Here is a 17412-nt window from a genome sequence, read left to right on the forward strand (position 1 = left end):
CTTGTAATTGGTGGTCAGCGCCACGTTGCCCGTGAGGTTCGGCGGCTCGGCAGTCTGCGCGCCAGCGAGCATCGGCATGGCGATCAGAGACGCCGCGATCAGTTTTCTTTCAAATGCGTGTTTCATGTTTGAAGAGCGATGGGAGGAGGCGAGAGCGTATGGTTGCGCTCGTAAAGAGCACGCAAAAATCCGACGGCCGCGCATAAAGAATCGATCTCTTCGCAGTCGACTGAAGCACAAGGCAAATGCCTTTTCTTTGGCGTCGGCAGCTGGGCATTTACGACTTCTTTACGCCTCTCACTTCACTCTATCCCCTGTTTTTACGCAGCCGCGCGGAGACTTTCAGGATTGCTTTTGCAGGAGTGAAGAATGGACATCGTGTGTATTGCTGGCTTGGCGGCGATGTGGGTCGTCATGGCCGGAATGGTGGTCGGGCTCTTCAAGCTCGCCACACCCCAGGGAGAGCGTTCGTGATCGGCCTCGAAATCCTCTACGGGTTCGGCGGGCTCATCGCCGTGATCCTGTTCGCTTACCTTGTGTTCGCGCTGATCTGCGCGGAGGAGTTCTGAAATGAGCGCCTCTGCCTGGGGCCTGCTGGCCCTCTTCCTCGTTGTGCTGGGCCTCATGGCCTGGCCGCTTGGCCGGTACCTCGCCGTCCTGTGCGAAGGGCGCCTGCCGCGCTGGATGCAGCGTGTCGAATCGCCCATCTTCAAGCTCGCGGGCGCATCACCGGACAGCCCAATGCACTGGCGCAGCTATGCCCTGGCACTGCTCGCATTCAACGCGATCGGCGCGTTGGCCGTCTACGGCCTGCAGCGGCTGCAATCGCTGCTGCCGCTCAACCCCGCGGGCATGTCGGCGGTGTCACCGGATTCGGCTTTCAACACTGCTGTGAGCTTCGTCTCCAACACCAACTGGCAGGGCTATGCCGGCGAATCGACGATGAGCTATCTCACGCAGATGCTCGGGCTCACGGTGCAGAACTTCCTGTCCGGCGCGACCGGCATCGCGGTCGCGTTCGCGCTGGCGCGCGGCTTCGCGGCGCGCAGCACGGACGGCAAGGGACTCGTCGGCAACTTCTGGGTCGACGTCACGCGTATCACCGCGTGGCTGCTGCTGCCGATCTCCTTCGTGATCGCGATCTTCTTCGCGAGCCAGGGCGTGATCCAGAACTTCGACGCTTACAAGACCGTGACCACCGTGGAGGCCACGGCCTACCAACAGCCGAAGCTCGACGCAGCGGGCCAGCCGATCAAGGATAATGCATCCGGCAACCCACTGCTGGAGGACGCGACCACGACGATGCAGACGCTGGCCATGGGCCCCATCGCCTCGCAGGAGGCGATCAAGATGCTCGGCACCAATGGCGGCGGCTTCTTCAACGCCAACTCGGCGCATCCCTACGAGAACCCCACCGCTCTCACCAACTTCGCACAGATGCTGGCGATCTTCCTGATTCCGGCCGCCTTGTGCTTCGCCTTCGGCCGCGTGGTCGGTGATCTGCGCCAGGGCTGGGCGGTGCTGGCCGCGATGACGGTGCTCTTCGTGGCCGCGGTCGTTGTGGTCATTCCCGCGGAGCAGGCCGGCAACCCCCTGATCGGCGCACTGGGCGTGGACCAGGCATCCAGCGCGATGCAGGCCGGCGGCAACATGGAAGGCAAGGAAGTGCGCTTCGGCATCGCCGCGTCGAGCCTGTTCGCGGCGGTCACGACGGCCGCGTCCTGCGGCGCCGTCAACGCGATGCACGACGCTTTCACGCCGCTCGGTGGCATGGTGCCGCTGGTGTTGATGCAGCTCGGTGAAGTCGTCTTCGGCGGCGTCGGCACGGGTCTCTACAGCATGCTGATCTTCGCGATCCTCGCGGTCTTCATCGCGGGGCTGATGATCGGTCGCACGCCGGAGTACCTCGGCAAGAAGATCGAAGTCCACGAGATGAAGCTGACATCGATCGCGATCCTGGTCACGCCCATCCTGGTGCTGGCGGGCACGGCCATCGCCGTGATCGCGGACGCGGGCAAGGCGGGCATCGCCAATCCGGGGGCACATGGATTCTCGGAAATCCTCTACGCGTTCACCTCGGCCGGCAACAACAACGGCAGCGCCTTCGCCGGCCTGTCGGCCAACACGCCCTTCTACAACGCGTGGCTCGCCATCGCCATGTGGTTCGGCCGCTTCGGCGTGATCGTGCCGGTGCTCGCCATCGCCGGCGCACTCGCCGCCAAGAAGCGCATTCCGGTCACTGCGGGAACGATGCCGACGCACGGCCCGTTGTTCGTGACCCTGCTGATCGGCACCGTGCTGCTGGTGGGCTTGCTCAACTATGTGCCCGCGCTGGCCCTGGGGCCCGTGGTCGAACACCTGATGCTCTGGAAATAGGCACACCTCCAGGCTGCGCGCACTTCGTGTCGCTTCGCCAACCCCCTCGCAGGGGGCTACACCGGCGGGCCGGCGGAGCCGGTTCCACGGTGTTTCTGAAAGGTATTGAGATGCAAACTAAAACTTCCCTGTCACTGTTTGATGCAGCGCTGCTGCGCCCCGCGCTGTGGGCGTCGGTCACCAAGCTGAGCCCGCGCGTGCAGTGGCGCAATCCGGTGATGTTCATCGTCTACATCGGCAGCATCCTCACGACCGCGTTGTGGGTGCACTCGATCAGCTTCCCGGGCGACACAGGCATGCCAACCGCCTTCGTGCTCGCGGTCTCGATCTGGTTGTGGTTCACCGTGCTCTTCGCCAACTTCGCCGAGGCGCTGGCCGAAGGCCGCAGCAAGGCGCAGGCGGCCTCGCTGCGCGGACTGCGCAAGGACACCTGGGCCAAGAAGATGGTCGAGCCCTTCCACGGCGGCAAGTGGTTGCCGCTGCAGGCGCCGGAACTGCGCCGCGGCGACGTCGTGCTGGTCGAGGCGCACGACGTCATTCCGCTCGACGGCGAAGTGATCGAAGGCGTGGCCTCGGTCGACGAGAGCGCCATCACCGGCGAATCCGCGCCCGTGGTGCGCGAATCGGGTGGCGACTTCTCGGCCGTCACAGGCGGCACGCGGGTGCTGTCGGACTGGCTGGTCGTGCGCATCACGGTCAATCCGGGCGAATCCTTCCTCGATCGCATGATCGGCATGGTCGAAGCGGCCAAGCGCCAGAAGACGCCGAACGAGATCGCGCTGACGATCCTGCTGGTGGCGCTGACGCTGGTGTTCCTGGTCGTCACCGCGACGCTGCTGCCGTACTCGGTGTTCAGCGTCGGCGCGGCGGGCACGGGCACGGTGGTGTCGCTGACCGCACTGGTCGCGCTGCTCGTGTGCCTGATCCCGACCACCATCGGCGGCCTGCTGTCGGCGGTCGGCGTGGCCGGCATGAGCCGCATGATGCAGGCCAACGTGATCGCGACCTCGGGCCGCGCGGTCGAGGCCGCGGGCGACGTCGATGTGCTGCTGCTCGACAAGACCGGCACCATCACGCATGGCAATCGCCAGGCCAGCGCCTTCCTCGCGGCGCCAGGCGTTCCTCAGGAGCGCCTCGCGCGCGCCGCGCTACTGGCGTCGCTGCCCGATGAAACGCCGGAAGGCCGCAGCATCGTCGAGCTGGCCCGCCGCGGCGGCACGGATGACAAGGGCGTAGCAGATGCCCACTTTGTGCCCTTCACGGCGCAGACCCGCATGAGCGGCATCAACCTGCCGCCGGCGCCCAACAGTCTCGACGCCGAAGCGATCGCGCTGCGCAAGGGCGCTGTCGACGCGGTACGTCGGCACGTGGAAGCCATCGGCGGTGCGATGCCGGCCGAAGTCCTGCATGCCGCCGATGCGGTGGCGCGTCGCGGCAGCACGCCGCTGGCGGTGGCCGAGGGGCAGCGTGTGCTGGGCATCGTCGAGCTCAAGGACATCGTCAAGACCGACATCAAGGAGCGCTTCGCCGAGCTGCGCCGCATGGGTATCAAGACCGTGATGATCACCGGCGACAACAAGCTCACGGCCGCTGCCATTGCGGCCGAGGCCGGCGTGGACGACTTCCTCGCCGAAGCCACGCCTGAGGACAAGCTCGCGCTGATACGCCGCTACCAGGCCGACGGCCGCCTCGTCGCGATGACCGGCGACGGCACCAACGACGCACCCGCACTGGCGCAGGCGGACGTGGCCGTCGCGATGGGCAGCGGCACGCAGGCCGCGAAGGAGGCCGGCAACATGGTCGACCTCGACTCGAACCCGACCAAGCTGCTCGAAGTGGTCGAGACCGGCAAGGCGCTCCTGATGACGCGCGGCTCGCTCACCACCTTCTCGATCGCGAACGACGTGGCGAAGTACTTCGCGATCATTCCGGCGATCTTCATCTCGACCTATCCGCAGCTCGGCGCACTCAACGTCATGCGGCTGTCGAGCCCATCGTCGGCCATCCTGTCGGCGGTGATCTTCAATGCGCTGATCATCGTGTTCCTGATCCCGCTTGCCCTGAAGGGCGTGCGCTACAGGCCCGTCGGTGCTGCCTCGCTGCTGCGCCGCAATCTCGCGATCTACGGCCTCGGCGGCCTCATCGTGCCTTTTGTCGGCATCAAGTTGATTGACTGGCTGCTCGTGGCAGTCGGTCTGGTCTGAGAACCTTCACCATGAAAAACATTCTTCGTCCCGCCCTCGTGCTCTTCGTACTGCTCAGCGCGCTCACGGGCATCGTCTATCCGTTGGCAGTGACGGGTGTTGCGCAGGCCGTGTTCCCGGCGCAAGCCGCTGGCAGCCTGGTCGTGCGCGACGGCATGACCGTTGGCTCCACGCTCATCGGTCAGAACTTCAGCGATCCGAAGCACTTCTGGGGCCGTCCCTCGGCCACGGCGCCCATGCCCTACAACGGCGGTGCGTCGGGTGGCGCCAACCAGGGGCCGCTGAATCCGGCGCTGGCCGATGCGGTCAAGAGCCGGATCGAAGCCCTGCGTGCGGCGGATCCGGGCAATACCATGCCCGTGCCGGTCGATCTCGTGACGACCTCGGCCAGCGGACTCGACCCGGACATCAGCCCGGCGGCCGCGCACTACCAGGCGGCGCGCGTGGCGCGTCTGCGCAACCTCCCGATCGGACAGGTCGAGAAATTGATCGATCACCACACCGATGCGCCACTCTGGGGCCTGCTCGGCGGGGCGCGGGTCAACGTGCTGGCGCTCAACCTTGCGCTCGACGCGCAACCGTCTCCCTGAGGCTGCGCGCCCTGGCTCAATGCGCCTCCGACAATGCCTCCGAAAGCTGGCGCAACAATGATGCGCCGTCGCCCTGCCATGCGCTGCCGTGCATGCATGCGAGCGTGCGGGGTTGCTGCTGCGCAAGGCCGGCCAGCAATGCAGCCGTGTGCGGTGCATGCGCGTAGTAGTCCATTTGGTGTCGAAACGCCTCGCTCGGGCCCAGGATGTCGGTATCGGTGAGCGCCTTCTCGCCGTTGCCCGGCTGCGTGAAGAGGTCGCCACAGAAGAATGTGTGCGTGCGCGTGTCCATCATCAGCCCACATTCCCAGCCATGTGGAAGATGGGGAGTGTCGAACCAGCGCATCGTATGGTGGCCGAGCTCAAGTTCCTCGCCGTCGGCAAGCGCGCGCGGCGGGCGGTCGGCCAGATCGCCCATCGAGACCATGGCCGCGACACTGCTGCACACCGGCACTGCCTGCGGCGCTGCCGCCAGGAACAGGTTGATGGCGCCGCACTCGTCGGCCTCGACATGGGAGAACGCAACGTAGCGCAGGCGCTCGAGGGGCATCACGCTCGCGATGGCTTCGCTCACCAGTGGAAAGAGCTGGCGCAGCCCGGAGTGGAACAACAACGGCTCGTCGTCGACCACGAGGTACTGGTTGAAGCTGAACAGGTTGCCGTCGGGCAACGGCGCGGGCGTGTTGATGCGGAAGATGCCCGTCCCGATTTCCTGTACGTTGGTGCCCGACTGTGAATTCGTGACCATTGCGCGTCTCCTCTGCGTTGGGAGCGACGACCGGATGCGTCGCCCGGGGGCGTCACGGTACTCCGATTCGGCAGTCCGGCGCCAGGGGCGCGAACCTGAAGCCGCAAATTCACAGCCTTCCGCTCACGACGCGGTAGATGTTCAAACAAGAATAATTGTCATCTGACCTCGCGCTGGTCAGCTGAAGCGCCGGGCGTTCGCGAGGACGACTGACGCTTATTCCTCTGGACCAGCCGACTGAAACTCGATGAGATTGTTGCGCAGCGACACGATCGCCTTTTGCATCCGCGCGAATTCGTCCGGGGCGAGGCCCGGTGCATCCTTGATGCCCAATTCCATGCGCTTCTCGCGCAGTCGCCGACCGGCCTTCGTCAGCTTGACTCGCACCTGGCGCTCGTCCTCGGGGTCACGCTGCCTCTCCAGATAGCCCATCGCCTCCAGCTTCTTCAGCATCGGCGTGAGGGTGTTCGATTCGAGAAACAGCTTCTCGCCAAGGCCGCCGACCGTCTGATTGTCTTCCTCCCATAGCGCAATGATGGTGATGTATTGCGTATAGGTAAGCCCGAGCTGATCGAGGACAGGCTTGTATGTCTTGCCGAAGGCCAGGTTCGCAGAATAGACCGCAAAACACAGGAAATCGGAGAGCCTCAGATCCTCGGAGTCCGCCTTGTCTGTCGATTTCATTTGCATCCTTTTGTCAAGAGACGAATGTCTCAGAAGAATTGAATTGTGGATCGTATGCGATCTCATCGCAAGGTATCCAACAGTCGCGAAAGAAGCCCGCAGACACAACTGCGGGCTTCTTCGGACCAGGGCCGGGGATGGAAATCAGCCCTCGATCACCGCGAGTGCCGCATGGTGCATCACGACGTGAGGACGTTCAGCGCCACGTCGATGTTGCCCCGGGTGGCCTTCGAATACGGGCAGATGTCGTGCGCGCCGTGTGCAATGGCCTCGGCGACTTCCTGCGCCACGCCCGGCAAGCGAACATGGAACCGGGCCTGGATGAAGTAGGCCTGGCCGGTCTGGCCCAGGTCGACCTCGATCTCGACGGACAGATCGGGCGGAAGCACCACCTTCTTCTCCCTGGCCACGAGCCCGATCGCAGCGGTGTAGCAGGCGGACCAGGCACCCGCGAACAGCTGTTCCGCGGTGGGGTGCGGCTGGATGGCCGAGAACACGTGTGCGGGCTTGGCTCCGGGCGACGAGAGCTGGATGTTGAGACTGTCGTAATGGCCGCGCGAAGCGCCGGCAGTGTTGTTGACCGTGGTGTTCGTCTTGCCTGTCATCAGGACTTTTTCGATCTTGCTCATGGGATGGATCCTTAAGGTTGCGGTTGGGGGATAGGGTGAACGGAGGGTTGCAAATCTGATGCGATTACATCGTGTACGATATATATGGCGCACTCACACTGGCGCCCACGAGAACGCCGAACGCGGCCAGAAGCGAGGCAGCGGCGGTAGCGATGTAGTTGGAGCTCTTCATTTCAGTTTCCTTCGATGGTTTGGATGTTGCTTCGATTGCTATCGTATGCGTGTTAATCGTATGCGATACATACAATCCGATTGGCTGGCAAGGTCTTCATTTGTCTCCTGGATCGGTTGAGTTGTTATCGTATGCGATTGAATCGTATGCGATGGCGGAATCATAGCTTGCGACGCATCAATGTCAAGCGACCGAAGCCGGGCAGTTTGTAACGAAGAGAACGCGACCGCGGAGCATGTCCTGGGTGACCAGCCGGCCGCTCCCATGTTGTCCCGGCCGACGTCAGGACCTCCCCGCAACATCCCCCGCACCACCCAACGCCTTCGACACAGCCACCAGCCCCATCGCCAACCGGCTCGTGCTCTCCGCGTAATCCCTCTGCGCCTGCAGCCACGTCCGCTGCGCATCGAGCTGCACCAGAAAGTCGGTGAGCCCGTGCTCGTAGCGCACCTGCGCCAGTTGCAGCGACTCGCGGCTGCTGCGCTCCCTCACCGCCAGTTGCGCGTTGCGGCGCCGTTCCGCCGTGTAGACGTTCAGCGCGTCGTCGATCTCGTGCCATGCTTTCAGCACGGTCTGCTGGTAGGCCACCGCGGCTTCCTGCTGCTGCAGCTCGCGCAGGTTCACGGTCGTGCGGCGGCGGCCTCCGTCGAAGATAGGCAACTGCAGGCTGGGACCGATGGCCCACTTGCGGCTACCCCAGTCGCCGAAGCTGCTGCTGTTCACCGATTCGAAGCCGAAGTTCGCGCCCAGCGTGATGCGCGGATAGAGGTCGGCCACGGCCACGCCGATGGTCGCGGTGGCCTCGTGCAGCCGCGCCTGCGCCATCTGGATGTCGGGCCGGCGCAGCGCTACCTCCGAGGGCAAGCCCAGCGACAGATCGGGCAGCGGGGGCGCTGCCGCCGTGTCGGGCAGCGGCGCGAGCTGCGCCTGGAGCGCACCGGGCCGCTCGGCGATGAGAAGGGTGAGCTGGTTGATGGCCTGCGCCTCCTGCACCAACAGTTGCGGCAAGCGCGCGCGGAGGTCGGCGGCCTGTGCGTTCTGGCGCGTGACGTCGAGGTCGGTGGTGAGGCCGCCGTCGGCGCGGGCCTTGACCAGTTCCAGCGTCTCTTCGGCCGCCGCAATGTCTTGCCGCGTGAGCCGGATCTGGCGCTGCACCGCGCGCAGGTCGAAGTAGTGCCGTGCCACTTCGGCTTGCACGCTGAGCTGCACTTGCGCGAGCATGGCCTTCGACGCGGCGACGTTGGCATCGGCGGCTTCGACGGAGCGGCGCACGCGGCCCCAGAGGTCGATTTCCCACGAGGCATCGAAGCCGGCCTGATAGAAGTTGTGCGGATCGCTCAGCACCCGGATCAACTCGTCGCGGTTGGCCGGGTTCAGCGCGCCGAGCAGTCGCGTCATCTCGCCGTCCTCGCTCTCTCGCAGCCGCATCGCCCCGGCGCTGGCGTTGACCTGGACGCTCTTCTGCGAATTGACCACCGCGAGCTGCGCGCGGCTCTGGGCGAAGCGCAGGGCAGCGGTCTGCAGGTCCTGGTTGGCGGCGAGCGCCTTGGCCTCCAGCGCGTCGAGTACCGGGTCGCCGAACATCGACCAGCTCTGCGGTGGTGCTGAGGCAGCCGGTTTGGCGAGCTCCGGGTCGATCAATTCCGGCGAGCCGCTGTGCCATGTGGAGAAGCTGGCGGGCGCCTCGGGCGCTTCGGGCTTGAAATCGGGGCCGACAGCGCAACCGGACAGCGTGGCGATCGCCAGCATCGCGAGTGCGGCCATGGCGTTGAGTGGGAACGAGGGTGTCTTCATGTCATGTCCTCCAGGTGCGGGGCTTCAGACGAGCCTGTGGCGGAAGAGCCAGGCGGCGAGCGGCAGCGTGATGGCCGCAATGATGAAAAGCGGAATGAGGTTGTGCCATACCGTGAGCAGTCCCACCCCTTCGAGATAGACGCGCTGCACCAGGTCGATGGCGAAGCGCAGCGGATTCGCCATGGTGGCGATCTGCAGTACGCGCGGCATGTTGCTCACCGGTGTGGTCAGGCCCGACAGCAGCATCATCGGCATGATCAGCACGAAGGTGTAGAGCATTGCCTGCTGCATGTTCGCCGAAACGGCCGAGATCGAGAGCCCGATGCCCACGCTCGCGATGGTGAAGAACGAGAGCCCGATGTAGAGGGTGACGAGGGAGCCCGCCATCGGCACCCTGAACCACAGCAGCGTGATGAGCAGCACGAGCGTGGATTGCACCAGCCCGATCATCACCGGCGGGATGGCCTTGCCGATCATGATCTCGGTGGGCGACAGCGGCGTCACGAGCAACTGGTCGAAGGTGCCTTGCTCGCGCTCGCGCGCCACGGAGAGTGCGGTCAGCAACAGGGTCTGGATCATGCTGAGCGCGGCGATCATGCCGGGCATGAAATTCCAGCGCGTCTCCAGATTCGGGTTGAACCACGCGCGCGATTCGATCGAGACGGGCGCCTTGAGGCCGCCGTGCTTCTGGCGCCATTCGTCGTTGAAGGCGGTTACGACGGAGTTGACGAAGCCCGCCGCCGAGCCCGCGGTGTTGGAGTTGCGCGCATCGACGATGACCTGGATGGGCGCCTGCTCGCCCGCGTTGAGCTGCCGCTCGAACTGCGGCCCGATCTGGATCACGACCAGCGCGTCCTGCGCATTGACGATGGGCGCGATCTCGTTCGGTGAGGTGAGCGTCGCGGCGCGGTGGAAAACGCCGGTGCCGTCGAGCTTGGCGATGAGCGTGGTCGATGCCCCGCTGCGGCTCTGGTCGAGCAGCGCGTAGTCGACGTGGCTCAGGTCGTAGGTGGCGGCATAGCCGAAGAGCAGGCTCTGCATCAGCGCCGGCACGATCAGGATGACGCGGCTGGATGGATCCTTGAGGATCGCCAGCAGCTCCTTGTGGCAGAGGTTGGCGACGCGTCGCACGAAGTCGAGCAATGAGCCATTCATGATCTTCAGTCCAGCCTTTTGCGGGTGACAAGGCGCGCGACACCGAGCAACACCACCGCGTAGAGCATCAGGATCGCGCAGTTCCTGAAGATCAGCGGCCACACGTTGCCCGCGAGGAAGAGAGTGCGGACCAGCTCCATGAAGTAGGTCGCCGGCAGCGCCTGCCCCACGACGCGAACGACGGTCGGCACGTTGCGCAGGTCGAACAGAAAGCCCGACAGCATCAGCGACGGCAGGAAGCTCGAAATCAGCGCCACCTGGCTCGCCAGGAACTGGTTGCGCGTGACGGAGGAGATGACGAGCCCCACGCCCACCGCGACCAGCAGGTAGAGCATGGCGCTGACGACGATGACGGCGAGCGATCCGTACATCGGCACCTCGAACAGGAAGCGCGCAGCGACGAGGCACAGAAGCAGTCCGATCATGCCGATGCCGAAGTAGGGAATGATCTTCGCCAGCAAGATCTCCACCGGCCGCACGGGCGTGACGAACAGCGCCTCCAGCGTGCCGCGCTCCCATTCGCGCGCCATCACGAGCGCGGTGAGAAAGGCGCCGACCAGCGTCATGATGAGCACGATCAGCCCCGGCACCAGGTACCAGGTGCTGGTGTTGGCGCTGTTGAACCACAGCCGCTGCTCGATGGTGACCGAGCCGACGCCGGAGGTGGTGCCGGCACCCTGGTCGGCCATCCGCAACGGGTTCTGCGCGAGGGCGCCGCTCGCGTAGCGCAGCACGATGCCGGCCTTGTTCGCATCCGCGCCATGCACGATCACCTGGATGCTGGCATTGCCGGCCGCGAGCCGGCGCGAGAAGTCGCCCGGCACGCGCACGATGCCATCGACCTTGCGCTGGTGCATGAGCGTCTCGGCCTCGCGCATCGAGGTCAGCATCACGGGCGAGATGTAGGGCGTGAGCTGCAGGCCCGAGACGGCCTGCACGGCGGTGGGCGAGGTGTCTTCGAGGACGACGGCCATCGGCGCGTTCTTCACGTCGAGCGAGAGGCCGTAGCCGAAGATGAGGATCAGGATGATCGGCAGCAAGATGCCGATCGCCAGGCTGCTCGGGTCGCGCAGGAGTTGCCGCGTCTCCTTGCGTGTGAGCGCGATCAGCCGGGGCCAGAAGCGGCTGTGCGTCGCGGGGGCCTGCGCTGGCGCGCTCATGCGGCCGCCTCGGTTGCGGGTGCGTGGGCGGCATCGCGCGCCTGCGTGACGATGTCGATGAAGGCCTCCTCCATGCTGAGGCGGCTGTCCGGTGCGCTGCCGGCCTGCACGCGGACTTGCTGCGGCGTGCCGATGGCGAGCAGCTTGCCTGCATCCTGGATCACGATGCGGTCGCAGTACTCTGCCTCTTCCATGAAGTGCGTGGTGATGATGACCGTCACGCCCGCTGCGGCCAGCGCGGTGATTCGACGCCAGAACTCGCGCCGCGCGAGCGGATCGGTGCCGCTGGTGGGTTCGTCGAGAAAGAGGATCTCCGGCTCGTGGAGCAGGCCGGTCGCCATCGCCAGGCGTTGCTTGAAGCCACCGGGCAACTGGCCGCTGGTGGCGTTCTCCTGGCCGAGCAGGTCGAACTGCTGAAGCACCGTCTGCATGCGATCGCGAAGGCGCTGCCCGCGCAGGCCGTAGGCGCCGCCGAAGAACTGCAGGTTCTCCGAGACGGAGAGATTGCCGTAGAGCGCGAACTTCTGCGAGACGTAGCCGATGCGGGCGCGAGCCTGCGCGCGGGCGGTGCGCAAGTTGACGCCGGCCACCTGCAGGAAGCCGCTGCTGGCCGGCAGCAGTCCGCAGAGCATTCGGAAGGTGGTGGTCTTTCCGGCGCCATTGGGGCCGAGCAGGCCGAAGATCTCGCCGCGCCGTACGTCGAAGCTGGTGCTTGCGACGGCGGTGAAATCGCCGAACTTGCGCACGAGGTCCTTCACCTCGATGACGACCTCGTCGGAGTTGTCGCCGGACGCAGAGGCTTCAGATGGAACGGCGGCCGCCTTTGCTGAAGACTGCTTCGCGCGCAGCAGCACCATGAAGCCGTCCTCCAGCCGCGCCGACACCGGCTCGGAGGGCGCGCCGTCGAGCAGGGCGGTGACGGCCGCGGCATCCGCATCGGGCCGCCGGATGAAGCGCACCTCGCCGCCTTGCGGCACCGCATCGATGATCGCCTCGGGTGCGTCCAGCAACCGTGCCTGCAAGGTGCGCGGCGCGGTGCCTTTGGGGGGTGTCGTGACGAAGCAGAGATTCGTCGCGTTGTCTCGGATCCCGGCGGGCGCGCCTTGCGCGATCAGCTTGCCGTCGTGCAGCACGAAGACCTGCGCGCAACGCTCGGCCTCGTCCAGATAGGCCGTGCTGACGATCACCGACAGATGCTCGTCGTCGACCAACTGTTGCACGATCTCCCACAACTCGCGCCGCGACAGTGGATCGACGCCGACCGTCGGCTCGTCGAGCAGCAGCAGCGCGGGCGAGCGCACCAGCGTGCAGGCCAGGCCGAGCTTCTGCTTCATGCCGCCGGAGAGTTTGCCGGCCGGCCGCGACGTGAAGCGGCCCAGGTCGGTCATCTCCATCAGGCGGGCGTAGCGCTCGCGCCGCTCGGCCTTGCCCACGCCGTGCAGGTCGGCGTAGAGATCGAGGTTCTCCTGCACGCTCAGGTCTTCGTAGAGGCCGAAGCGCTGCGGCATGTAGCTGATGCGGTCCTGCACCGACTGGGGGTCTTTTGCGACGTCGATGCCCAGCACCGTCAGTGAGCCCTCGTCGGCGCGCATCAGGCCGGCGGCCAGGCGCAGCAGCGTGGTCTTGCCGGCGCCGTCGGGACCCACCAGCGCGGTGAGCGTTCCGGACGGCACTTCGAGCGACACGTCGTCGAGCGCGCGAACCACGTCCATCGCAGCCTTGACCTGGAAGCGCTTGTGCAGGCCGCGGCCCGCGAGCGCCGGCGCGGGGTGGTCCATCAGGGCTTGCCCCCCGCCGTCGCTGCATTGCCGTTGAGCGCGATCCGCACCGTCACCGGCATGCCGAGGCGCAGCCGGTCCTCGGGGTCGTCGGCCAGCACGCGGATCTCGTAGACAAGGCTGCTGCGCAGTTCCTCGGTCTGCACGGTCTTGGGCGTGAACTCGGCGACCGAGGAGATGTAGCCGACCTTGCCTTGCAAGGGCTGTCCTGGATGGCTGTCGGTGCTCAGCGTCGCGGGCATGCCGGGCTTGACGTGGCCGAGATCGCCTTCGGTCACGTAGGCGCGCACCCATTTGGGATCGGTGATCGCGAGCGTGAACACCGGCCGCTGCGGCGACGCCATGTCGCCCGGTTCCATCAGACGCGCGCGGACGACCGCATCGATGGGCGCCTTGAGCTGCGCTTCCTGCAGCTGGTGCCTGAGGACGGCCAGCGCCGCGGTCGCGACATCGAGCTGCGCCTGCGCCTGCGCGATGTCTTCCTTGCGCGGCCCGGTCACCACGAGCTGCTGCGCCTTGCGTACGTTCTCGAGTTGCGCCTGCGCCACCTTCTGGCGCGCCTGGGCGGCGTCGATGTCCTGCTGGCTGACCGCACGGCCGACGGTGGTCTGTCGGATGGATTGCAGACGCTCCAGTTGCTGGCGGGCCAGTTCGGCATCCGCCGCGGCGGCGGCGACCTGCGCGCGTGACTGCGCGACTTCCTCCGGGCGGCTGCCGCTCTTCAGGCGCTGCAGCGCTTGCGTCTGCACGGCGATCTGCGCTTCGGCCTGCGCGGCTTGCAGTTGCAGGGTGCGGGTGTCCAGTTCGCCGAGCACCTGGCCGGCCTTCACGCGGTCGCCTTCCTGCACGTGGAGCTTGCCGATGCGCTCGCTGCCGTTGAAGGCCAGGGACACTTGCCGCAGATCGACGTTGCCGTAGAGCACGAGGCTGTGCGCGTCGGCGGGTTGTCGGTTGAAGTACCACGCCGCGAAGGCGGCACCCGCCAGGAGAACGATGGCGCCCAGGATGATCGGCTTCTTGTTCATGGTCTCTTGCGTGTCGAGGTGACGATGCGTTGTCGATGAAGTAGACTGATGATATCGAATTTGAATTTAAATTCAAACTGCCACTTTGTTTCCAGGGTTAACAGATGCCAGCGACCGCGAAGAAGAGATCCACCGCACCCGCCAGGCGCGCCTCGCGCCCTGACGGCGATGCCACGCGGCTGACGCTGATCGAGACGGCGGGACAGGTCTTCGCCGAGCGCGGCTACGCCGAAGCGACCAGCAAGGAAATCTGCGAACGCGCCGGCATGCCGCTGGCGTCGGTCAATTACCACTTCGGCAGCCGAGGCGGTTTGTACGAGGCTGTGCTCATCGCCGCGCACCAGCAAGTCATCGGGCTCGACGACCTGATGAAGCTGGTGGAAGCCATCGAAGACCCCAAGCTGAAGCTGCGCACCGTGCTAACGCAACTCGTGCGGCTGGCGACGCGCGCGGGCGCGCCGTGGGGGTTCCGCGTGGTACTGCGCGAGGTGATGACGCCTTCGGCCGCGATGCCCGCACTGATCGAGAAGGCGGTGCGCCCCAAGTCGCAGTTCATGCTCGGTCTCGTGAGCGGCGCGATGGGGCTGCCGCCGGAGCATCCCACCGTTCAGCGCGGGCTGATCTTCGCGCTCTTGCCTTGCCTGGCGATCATGATCGTCCCGAAGGATGTGCCGGCCAAGCTGCTACCGGCCATCGCGCGCGACAGCGATGGGCTGGCGGATGAACTTATGCGCTACGTGATGGCGGGGCTGGACGCGATGGCGAGCGCCCAGCGGCCTGAGAAGAAGGCTGAGAAGACGGGGAAGAAGCAGACGAGCCTGGCGCGCCCGCCTGCGCTAGCAACCAAGCGCGAAAAAGCGTGAGTGCCGGGCGCTCGTCGTGGGTCGCGGGCGTCACCAGGTAGTAGCTCCGCTCGCCGCGCAGCGGCCGGTCGCAGGCAATCACGAGTTCACCTCGCGCGAGTTCCGCCTCGATCAACATGCTCGGCATCAAGGCCACGCCCAGCCCGTGCGCAGCCGCAATCGCCAGCATCGAGAACAGCTCGTAGCGTGGTCCGCTGTGGGCCCGCGCCGAATCCACGCGCTGCGCGTCGAACCACTGGCGCCAACCGTCGGGCCGCGTGCTCTGCTGCAGCAGCGGCATCCGCGTCACCGCCGCGGGTGACAGCGGCTTTCGGCCAGTGAGCAGGGCGGGGCTGCAGACCGGCACCACATCCTCATTGAGCAGCACCGTGGATTGCGTGCCGGCCCAGTTGGCCGTCTGCGCAGCGGTGCCGGCATAGAGCGCGGCGTCGAAGGTCGTGTCGTTGAACAGGAAAGGCCGCGTCCGCGTCTCGATGTGCACCGTGATGTCCGGGTGCTTCGTCGCGAAATCCGGCAGCCGTGGGATCAGCCAGCGCGTCGCGAAGGTCGGCACCGCCGCGAGCTGGAGCGAGCCGCCCTGGCCTTGCCGCGCCATGGCGTCGAGCGTGTCGCGCTCCATGGTGTCGAGCTGCCGCGCGATCTGGCGGGCGTAGTCCGCGCCGGCCGGCGTGAGCGCCACGCCGTGGCGGGTTCGGCGGAAGAGCGCCATGCCGAGGAAATCCTCCAGGGCGGTGATCTGGCGCGACACGGCGCTTTGCGTCAGCGCCAGTTCCTGCGCGGCGCGCGTGTAGCTCTCGTGGCGGGCGGCGGCCTCGAAACAGATCAAGGCCTGCGTGGAAGGGATCTTGCGGCGCATGGTATGCGGAGCCTACATAGTTGATGATCGAAGCCCGCCTATGGAGTGACGACGCAACATTGTGTCTTGATGTGAGTAAAACGCATAACTGGGTGTGGAATCGTCGTTTGCGCTCGTCACCCCGCGCGCTTACGATCACGCCCAACCTCAGCACTTCCACACCCTCGGAGACATCACATGGCCAAGCACGCCGCATTTCATTGGGACGACCCCCTCCTCCTCGACCAGCAGCTCACCGACGACGAGCGCATGGTGCGCGATGCCGCCAATGCCTACTGCCAGGAGCGCCTCGCACCGCGTGTGCTCGATGGCTTCCGCAACGGCGAAACCGATCCGGCCATCTTCCGCGAGATGGGCGCGCTGGGTCTCCTCGGCCCGACCATCCCCGAGCAATACGGCGGCCCGGGCCTCAACTACGTCTGCTACGGCCTGATCGCCCGTGAAGTCGAGCGCGTCGATTCCGGCTATCGCTCCATGGCCAGCGTGCAAAGCTCGCTCGTGATGGTGCCGATCTACGAATTCGGCACCGAAGCGCAGAAGCAGAAATACCTGCCCAAGCTCGCCACCGGCGAGTGGATCGGCTGCTTCGGCCTCACCGAACCCGACCATGGTTCCGACCCCGGCAGCATGGTCACGCGTGCCAAGAAGGTGCCCGGCGGCTACTCGCTCACCGGCGCCAAGATGTGGATCAGCAACAGCCCGATCGCCGACGTGTTCGTCGTGTGGGCCAAGGAAGTCAGCGAGAGCGGCGCCGTCGGTCCGATCCGCGGCTTCGTGCTCGAAAAAGGCGCCAAGGGCCTGAGCGCGCCCGCGATCCACGGCAAAGTCGGGCTGCGTGCCTCGATCACCGGCGAGATCGTCATGGACAACGTGTTCTGCCCGGAAGAGAACGCTTTCCCCGAAGTGCAGGGCCTCAAGGGTCCGTTCACCTGCCTCAACAGCGCCCGCTACGGCATCTCATGGGGCGCGCTCGGCGCCGCCGAGGACTGCTGGCACCGTGCTCGCCAGTACACGCTGGACCGCAAGCAATTCGGCCGCCCGCTCGCCGCCAACCAGCTCATCCAGAAGAAGCTGGCCGACATGCAGACCGAGATCACGCTGGGTCTGCAGGGCTGCCTGCGCCTCGGCCGCATGAAGGACGAAGGCACGGCCTCGGTCGAAGTGACCTCGCTGCTCAAGCGCAATTCCTGCGGCAAGGCGCTCGACATCGCACGCCTGGCCCGAGACATGATGGGCGGCAACGGCATCAGCGACGAATTCGGCGTGGCGCGCCACCTGGTCAACCTCGAAGTCGTGAACACCTACGAAGGCACGCACGACATCCATGCGCTGATCCTGGGCCGCGCCCAGACCGGCATCGCTGCCTTTGCCAACTGAC

14 protein-coding genes and 1 pseudogene are annotated in these 17412 nt (G+C 65.9%); 6 read left to right on the forward strand and 9 right to left on the reverse strand.

Annotation, left to right across the window (positions count from 1 at the left end; translation table 11 throughout):
• Positions 1-470: 470 nt before the first annotated feature.
• From kdpF to kdpC, 4 genes are all read left to right on the forward strand, one after another.
• Positions 471-569, forward strand: coding sequence for a K(+)-transporting ATPase subunit F (kdpF, locus tag QTI24_RS27315; RefSeq protein ID WP_286604693.1), 99 nt, complete (start codon positions 471-473; stop codon positions 567-569).
• 1 nt (position 570) lies between these two features.
• The gene (kdpA, locus tag QTI24_RS27320) at positions 571-2376 is read left to right on the forward strand and encodes a potassium-transporting ATPase subunit KdpA (RefSeq protein WP_286604694.1); all 1806 of its coding nucleotides are present in this window, start codon (positions 571-573) and stop codon (positions 2374-2376) included.
• A gap of 110 nt (positions 2377-2486) precedes the next feature.
• A complete protein-coding gene (gene kdpB / locus QTI24_RS27325; protein WP_286604696.1) occupies positions 2487-4580 on the forward strand; it encodes a potassium-transporting ATPase subunit KdpB in 2094 nt (697 codons plus the stop codon).
• A gap of 11 nt (positions 4581-4591) precedes the next feature.
• A complete protein-coding gene (gene kdpC, locus QTI24_RS27330) occupies positions 4592-5170 on the forward strand; it encodes a potassium-transporting ATPase subunit KdpC (protein ID WP_286604697.1) in 579 nt (192 codons plus the stop codon).
• Between the two features lie 16 nt (positions 5171-5186).
• On the opposite strand, the gene QTI24_RS27335 is transcribed toward kdpC, so the two are convergent.
• The 8 genes from QTI24_RS27335 to QTI24_RS27370 form a co-directional block, all read right to left on the reverse strand.
• Complete coding sequence (locus QTI24_RS27335; protein ID WP_286604698.1) at positions 5187-5918, reverse strand: oxygen-binding di-iron domain-containing protein; 732 nt, start codon at positions 5916-5918, stop codon at positions 5187-5189.
• Positions 5919-6134: 216 nt separating this feature from the next.
• Entirely contained in the window at positions 6135-6602 is a 468-nt protein-coding gene (locus QTI24_RS27340; RefSeq protein WP_286604699.1) for a MarR family winged helix-turn-helix transcriptional regulator, read from the reverse strand.
• A 179-nt stretch (positions 6603-6781) separates the two neighbouring features.
• Positions 6782-7231 carry an Ohr family peroxiredoxin gene (locus QTI24_RS27345; RefSeq protein WP_286604701.1) on the reverse strand — a complete coding sequence of 150 codons (450 nt, stop codon included), beginning with the start codon at positions 7229-7231 and terminating at the stop codon, positions 6782-6784.
• Positions 7232-7685: 454 nt separating this feature from the next.
• Complete coding sequence (locus QTI24_RS27350; protein ID WP_286604702.1) at positions 7686-9197, reverse strand: efflux transporter outer membrane subunit; 1512 nt, start codon at positions 9195-9197, stop codon at positions 7686-7688.
• Between the two features lie 24 nt (positions 9198-9221).
• Positions 9222-10352 (reverse strand): ABC transporter permease, encoded by a 1131-nt coding sequence (locus QTI24_RS27355; protein WP_286604704.1) that lies wholly within the window; start codon positions 10350-10352, stop codon positions 9222-9224.
• Between the two features lie 5 nt (positions 10353-10357).
• Complete coding sequence (locus QTI24_RS27360) at positions 10358-11512, reverse strand: ABC transporter permease (protein ID WP_286604705.1); 1155 nt, start codon at positions 11510-11512, stop codon at positions 10358-10360.
• A complete protein-coding gene (locus tag QTI24_RS27365) occupies positions 11509-13290 on the reverse strand; it encodes an ATP-binding cassette domain-containing protein (protein WP_286604706.1) in 1782 nt (593 codons plus the stop codon). The genes QTI24_RS27360 and QTI24_RS27365 overlap by 4 nt, the downstream gene beginning before the upstream one ends.
• On the reverse strand, positions 13290-14315 hold the full coding sequence (locus tag QTI24_RS27370; protein WP_286604708.1) for an HlyD family secretion protein: 1026 nt from the start codon (positions 14313-14315) through the stop codon (positions 13290-13292). The genes QTI24_RS27365 and QTI24_RS27370 overlap by 1 nt, the downstream gene beginning before the upstream one ends.
• 104 nt (positions 14316-14419) lie before the next feature.
• Between QTI24_RS27370 and QTI24_RS27375 the strand changes: the two are divergent.
• A pseudogene (locus QTI24_RS27375) lies at positions 14420-14992 on the forward strand (TetR/AcrR family transcriptional regulator); the annotation flags it as partial.
• A 49-nt stretch (positions 14993-15041) separates the two neighbouring features.
• On the opposite strand, the gene QTI24_RS27380 reads toward QTI24_RS27375, so the two are convergent.
• Positions 15042-16034 (reverse strand): LysR substrate-binding domain-containing protein, encoded by a 993-nt coding sequence (locus QTI24_RS27380; protein WP_286604710.1) that lies wholly within the window; start codon positions 16032-16034, stop codon positions 15042-15044.
• Between the two features lie 177 nt (positions 16035-16211).
• Between QTI24_RS27380 and QTI24_RS27385 the strand changes: the two genes are divergently transcribed.
• Positions 16212-17411 (forward strand): acyl-CoA dehydrogenase, encoded by a 1200-nt coding sequence (locus QTI24_RS27385; protein ID WP_286604712.1) that lies wholly within the window; start codon positions 16212-16214, stop codon positions 17409-17411.
• The last annotated feature ends 1 nt before the right edge of the window (position 17412 follow it).

Origin of the sequence: Variovorax sp. J22P240 (genome assembly GCF_030316855.1) — a bacterium.
In the GTDB taxonomy this organism is placed as follows: domain Bacteria; phylum Pseudomonadota; class Gammaproteobacteria; order Burkholderiales; family Burkholderiaceae_C; genus Variovorax.

What these genes read in the sequence shown, in the direction of transcription:
- kdpA (WP_286604694.1), top strand. Translation starts at nt 571, where the DNA reads ATGAGCGCCTCTGCCTGGGGCCTGCTGGCCCTCTTCCTCGTTGTGCTG.
- kdpB (WP_286604696.1), top strand. Translation starts at nt 2,487, where the DNA reads ATGCAAACTAAAACTTCCCTGTCACTGTTTGATGCAGCGCTGCTGCGC.
- kdpC (WP_286604697.1), top strand. Translation starts at nt 4,592, where the DNA reads ATGAAAAACATTCTTCGTCCCGCCCTCGTGCTCTTCGTACTGCTCAGC.
- QTI24_RS27335 (WP_286604698.1), bottom strand. Translation starts at nt 5,918, where the DNA reads ATGGTCACGAATTCACAGTCGGGCACCAACGTACAGGAAATCGGGACG.
- QTI24_RS27340 (WP_286604699.1), bottom strand. Translation starts at nt 6,602, where the DNA reads ATGAAATCGACAGACAAGGCGGACTCCGAGGATCTGAGGCTCTCCGAT.
- QTI24_RS27345 (WP_286604701.1), bottom strand. Translation starts at nt 7,231, where the DNA reads ATGAGCAAGATCGAAAAAGTCCTGATGACAGGCAAGACGAACACCACG.
- QTI24_RS27350 (WP_286604702.1), bottom strand. Translation starts at nt 9,197, where the DNA reads ATGAAGACACCCTCGTTCCCACTCAACGCCATGGCCGCACTCGCGATG.
- QTI24_RS27355 (WP_286604704.1), bottom strand. Translation starts at nt 10,352, where the DNA reads ATGAATGGCTCATTGCTCGACTTCGTGCGACGCGTCGCCAACCTCTGC.
- QTI24_RS27360 (WP_286604705.1), bottom strand. Translation starts at nt 11,512, where the DNA reads ATGAGCGCGCCAGCGCAGGCCCCCGCGACGCACAGCCGCTTCTGGCCC.
- QTI24_RS27365 (WP_286604706.1), bottom strand. Translation starts at nt 13,290, where the DNA reads ATGGACCACCCCGCGCCGGCGCTCGCGGGCCGCGGCCTGCACAAGCGC.
- QTI24_RS27370 (WP_286604708.1), bottom strand. Translation starts at nt 14,315, where the DNA reads ATGAACAAGAAGCCGATCATCCTGGGCGCCATCGTTCTCCTGGCGGGT.
- QTI24_RS27380 (WP_286604710.1), bottom strand. Translation starts at nt 16,034, where the DNA reads ATGCGCCGCAAGATCCCTTCCACGCAGGCCTTGATCTGTTTCGAGGCC.
- QTI24_RS27385 (WP_286604712.1), top strand. Translation starts at nt 16,212, where the DNA reads ATGGCCAAGCACGCCGCATTTCATTGGGACGACCCCCTCCTCCTCGAC.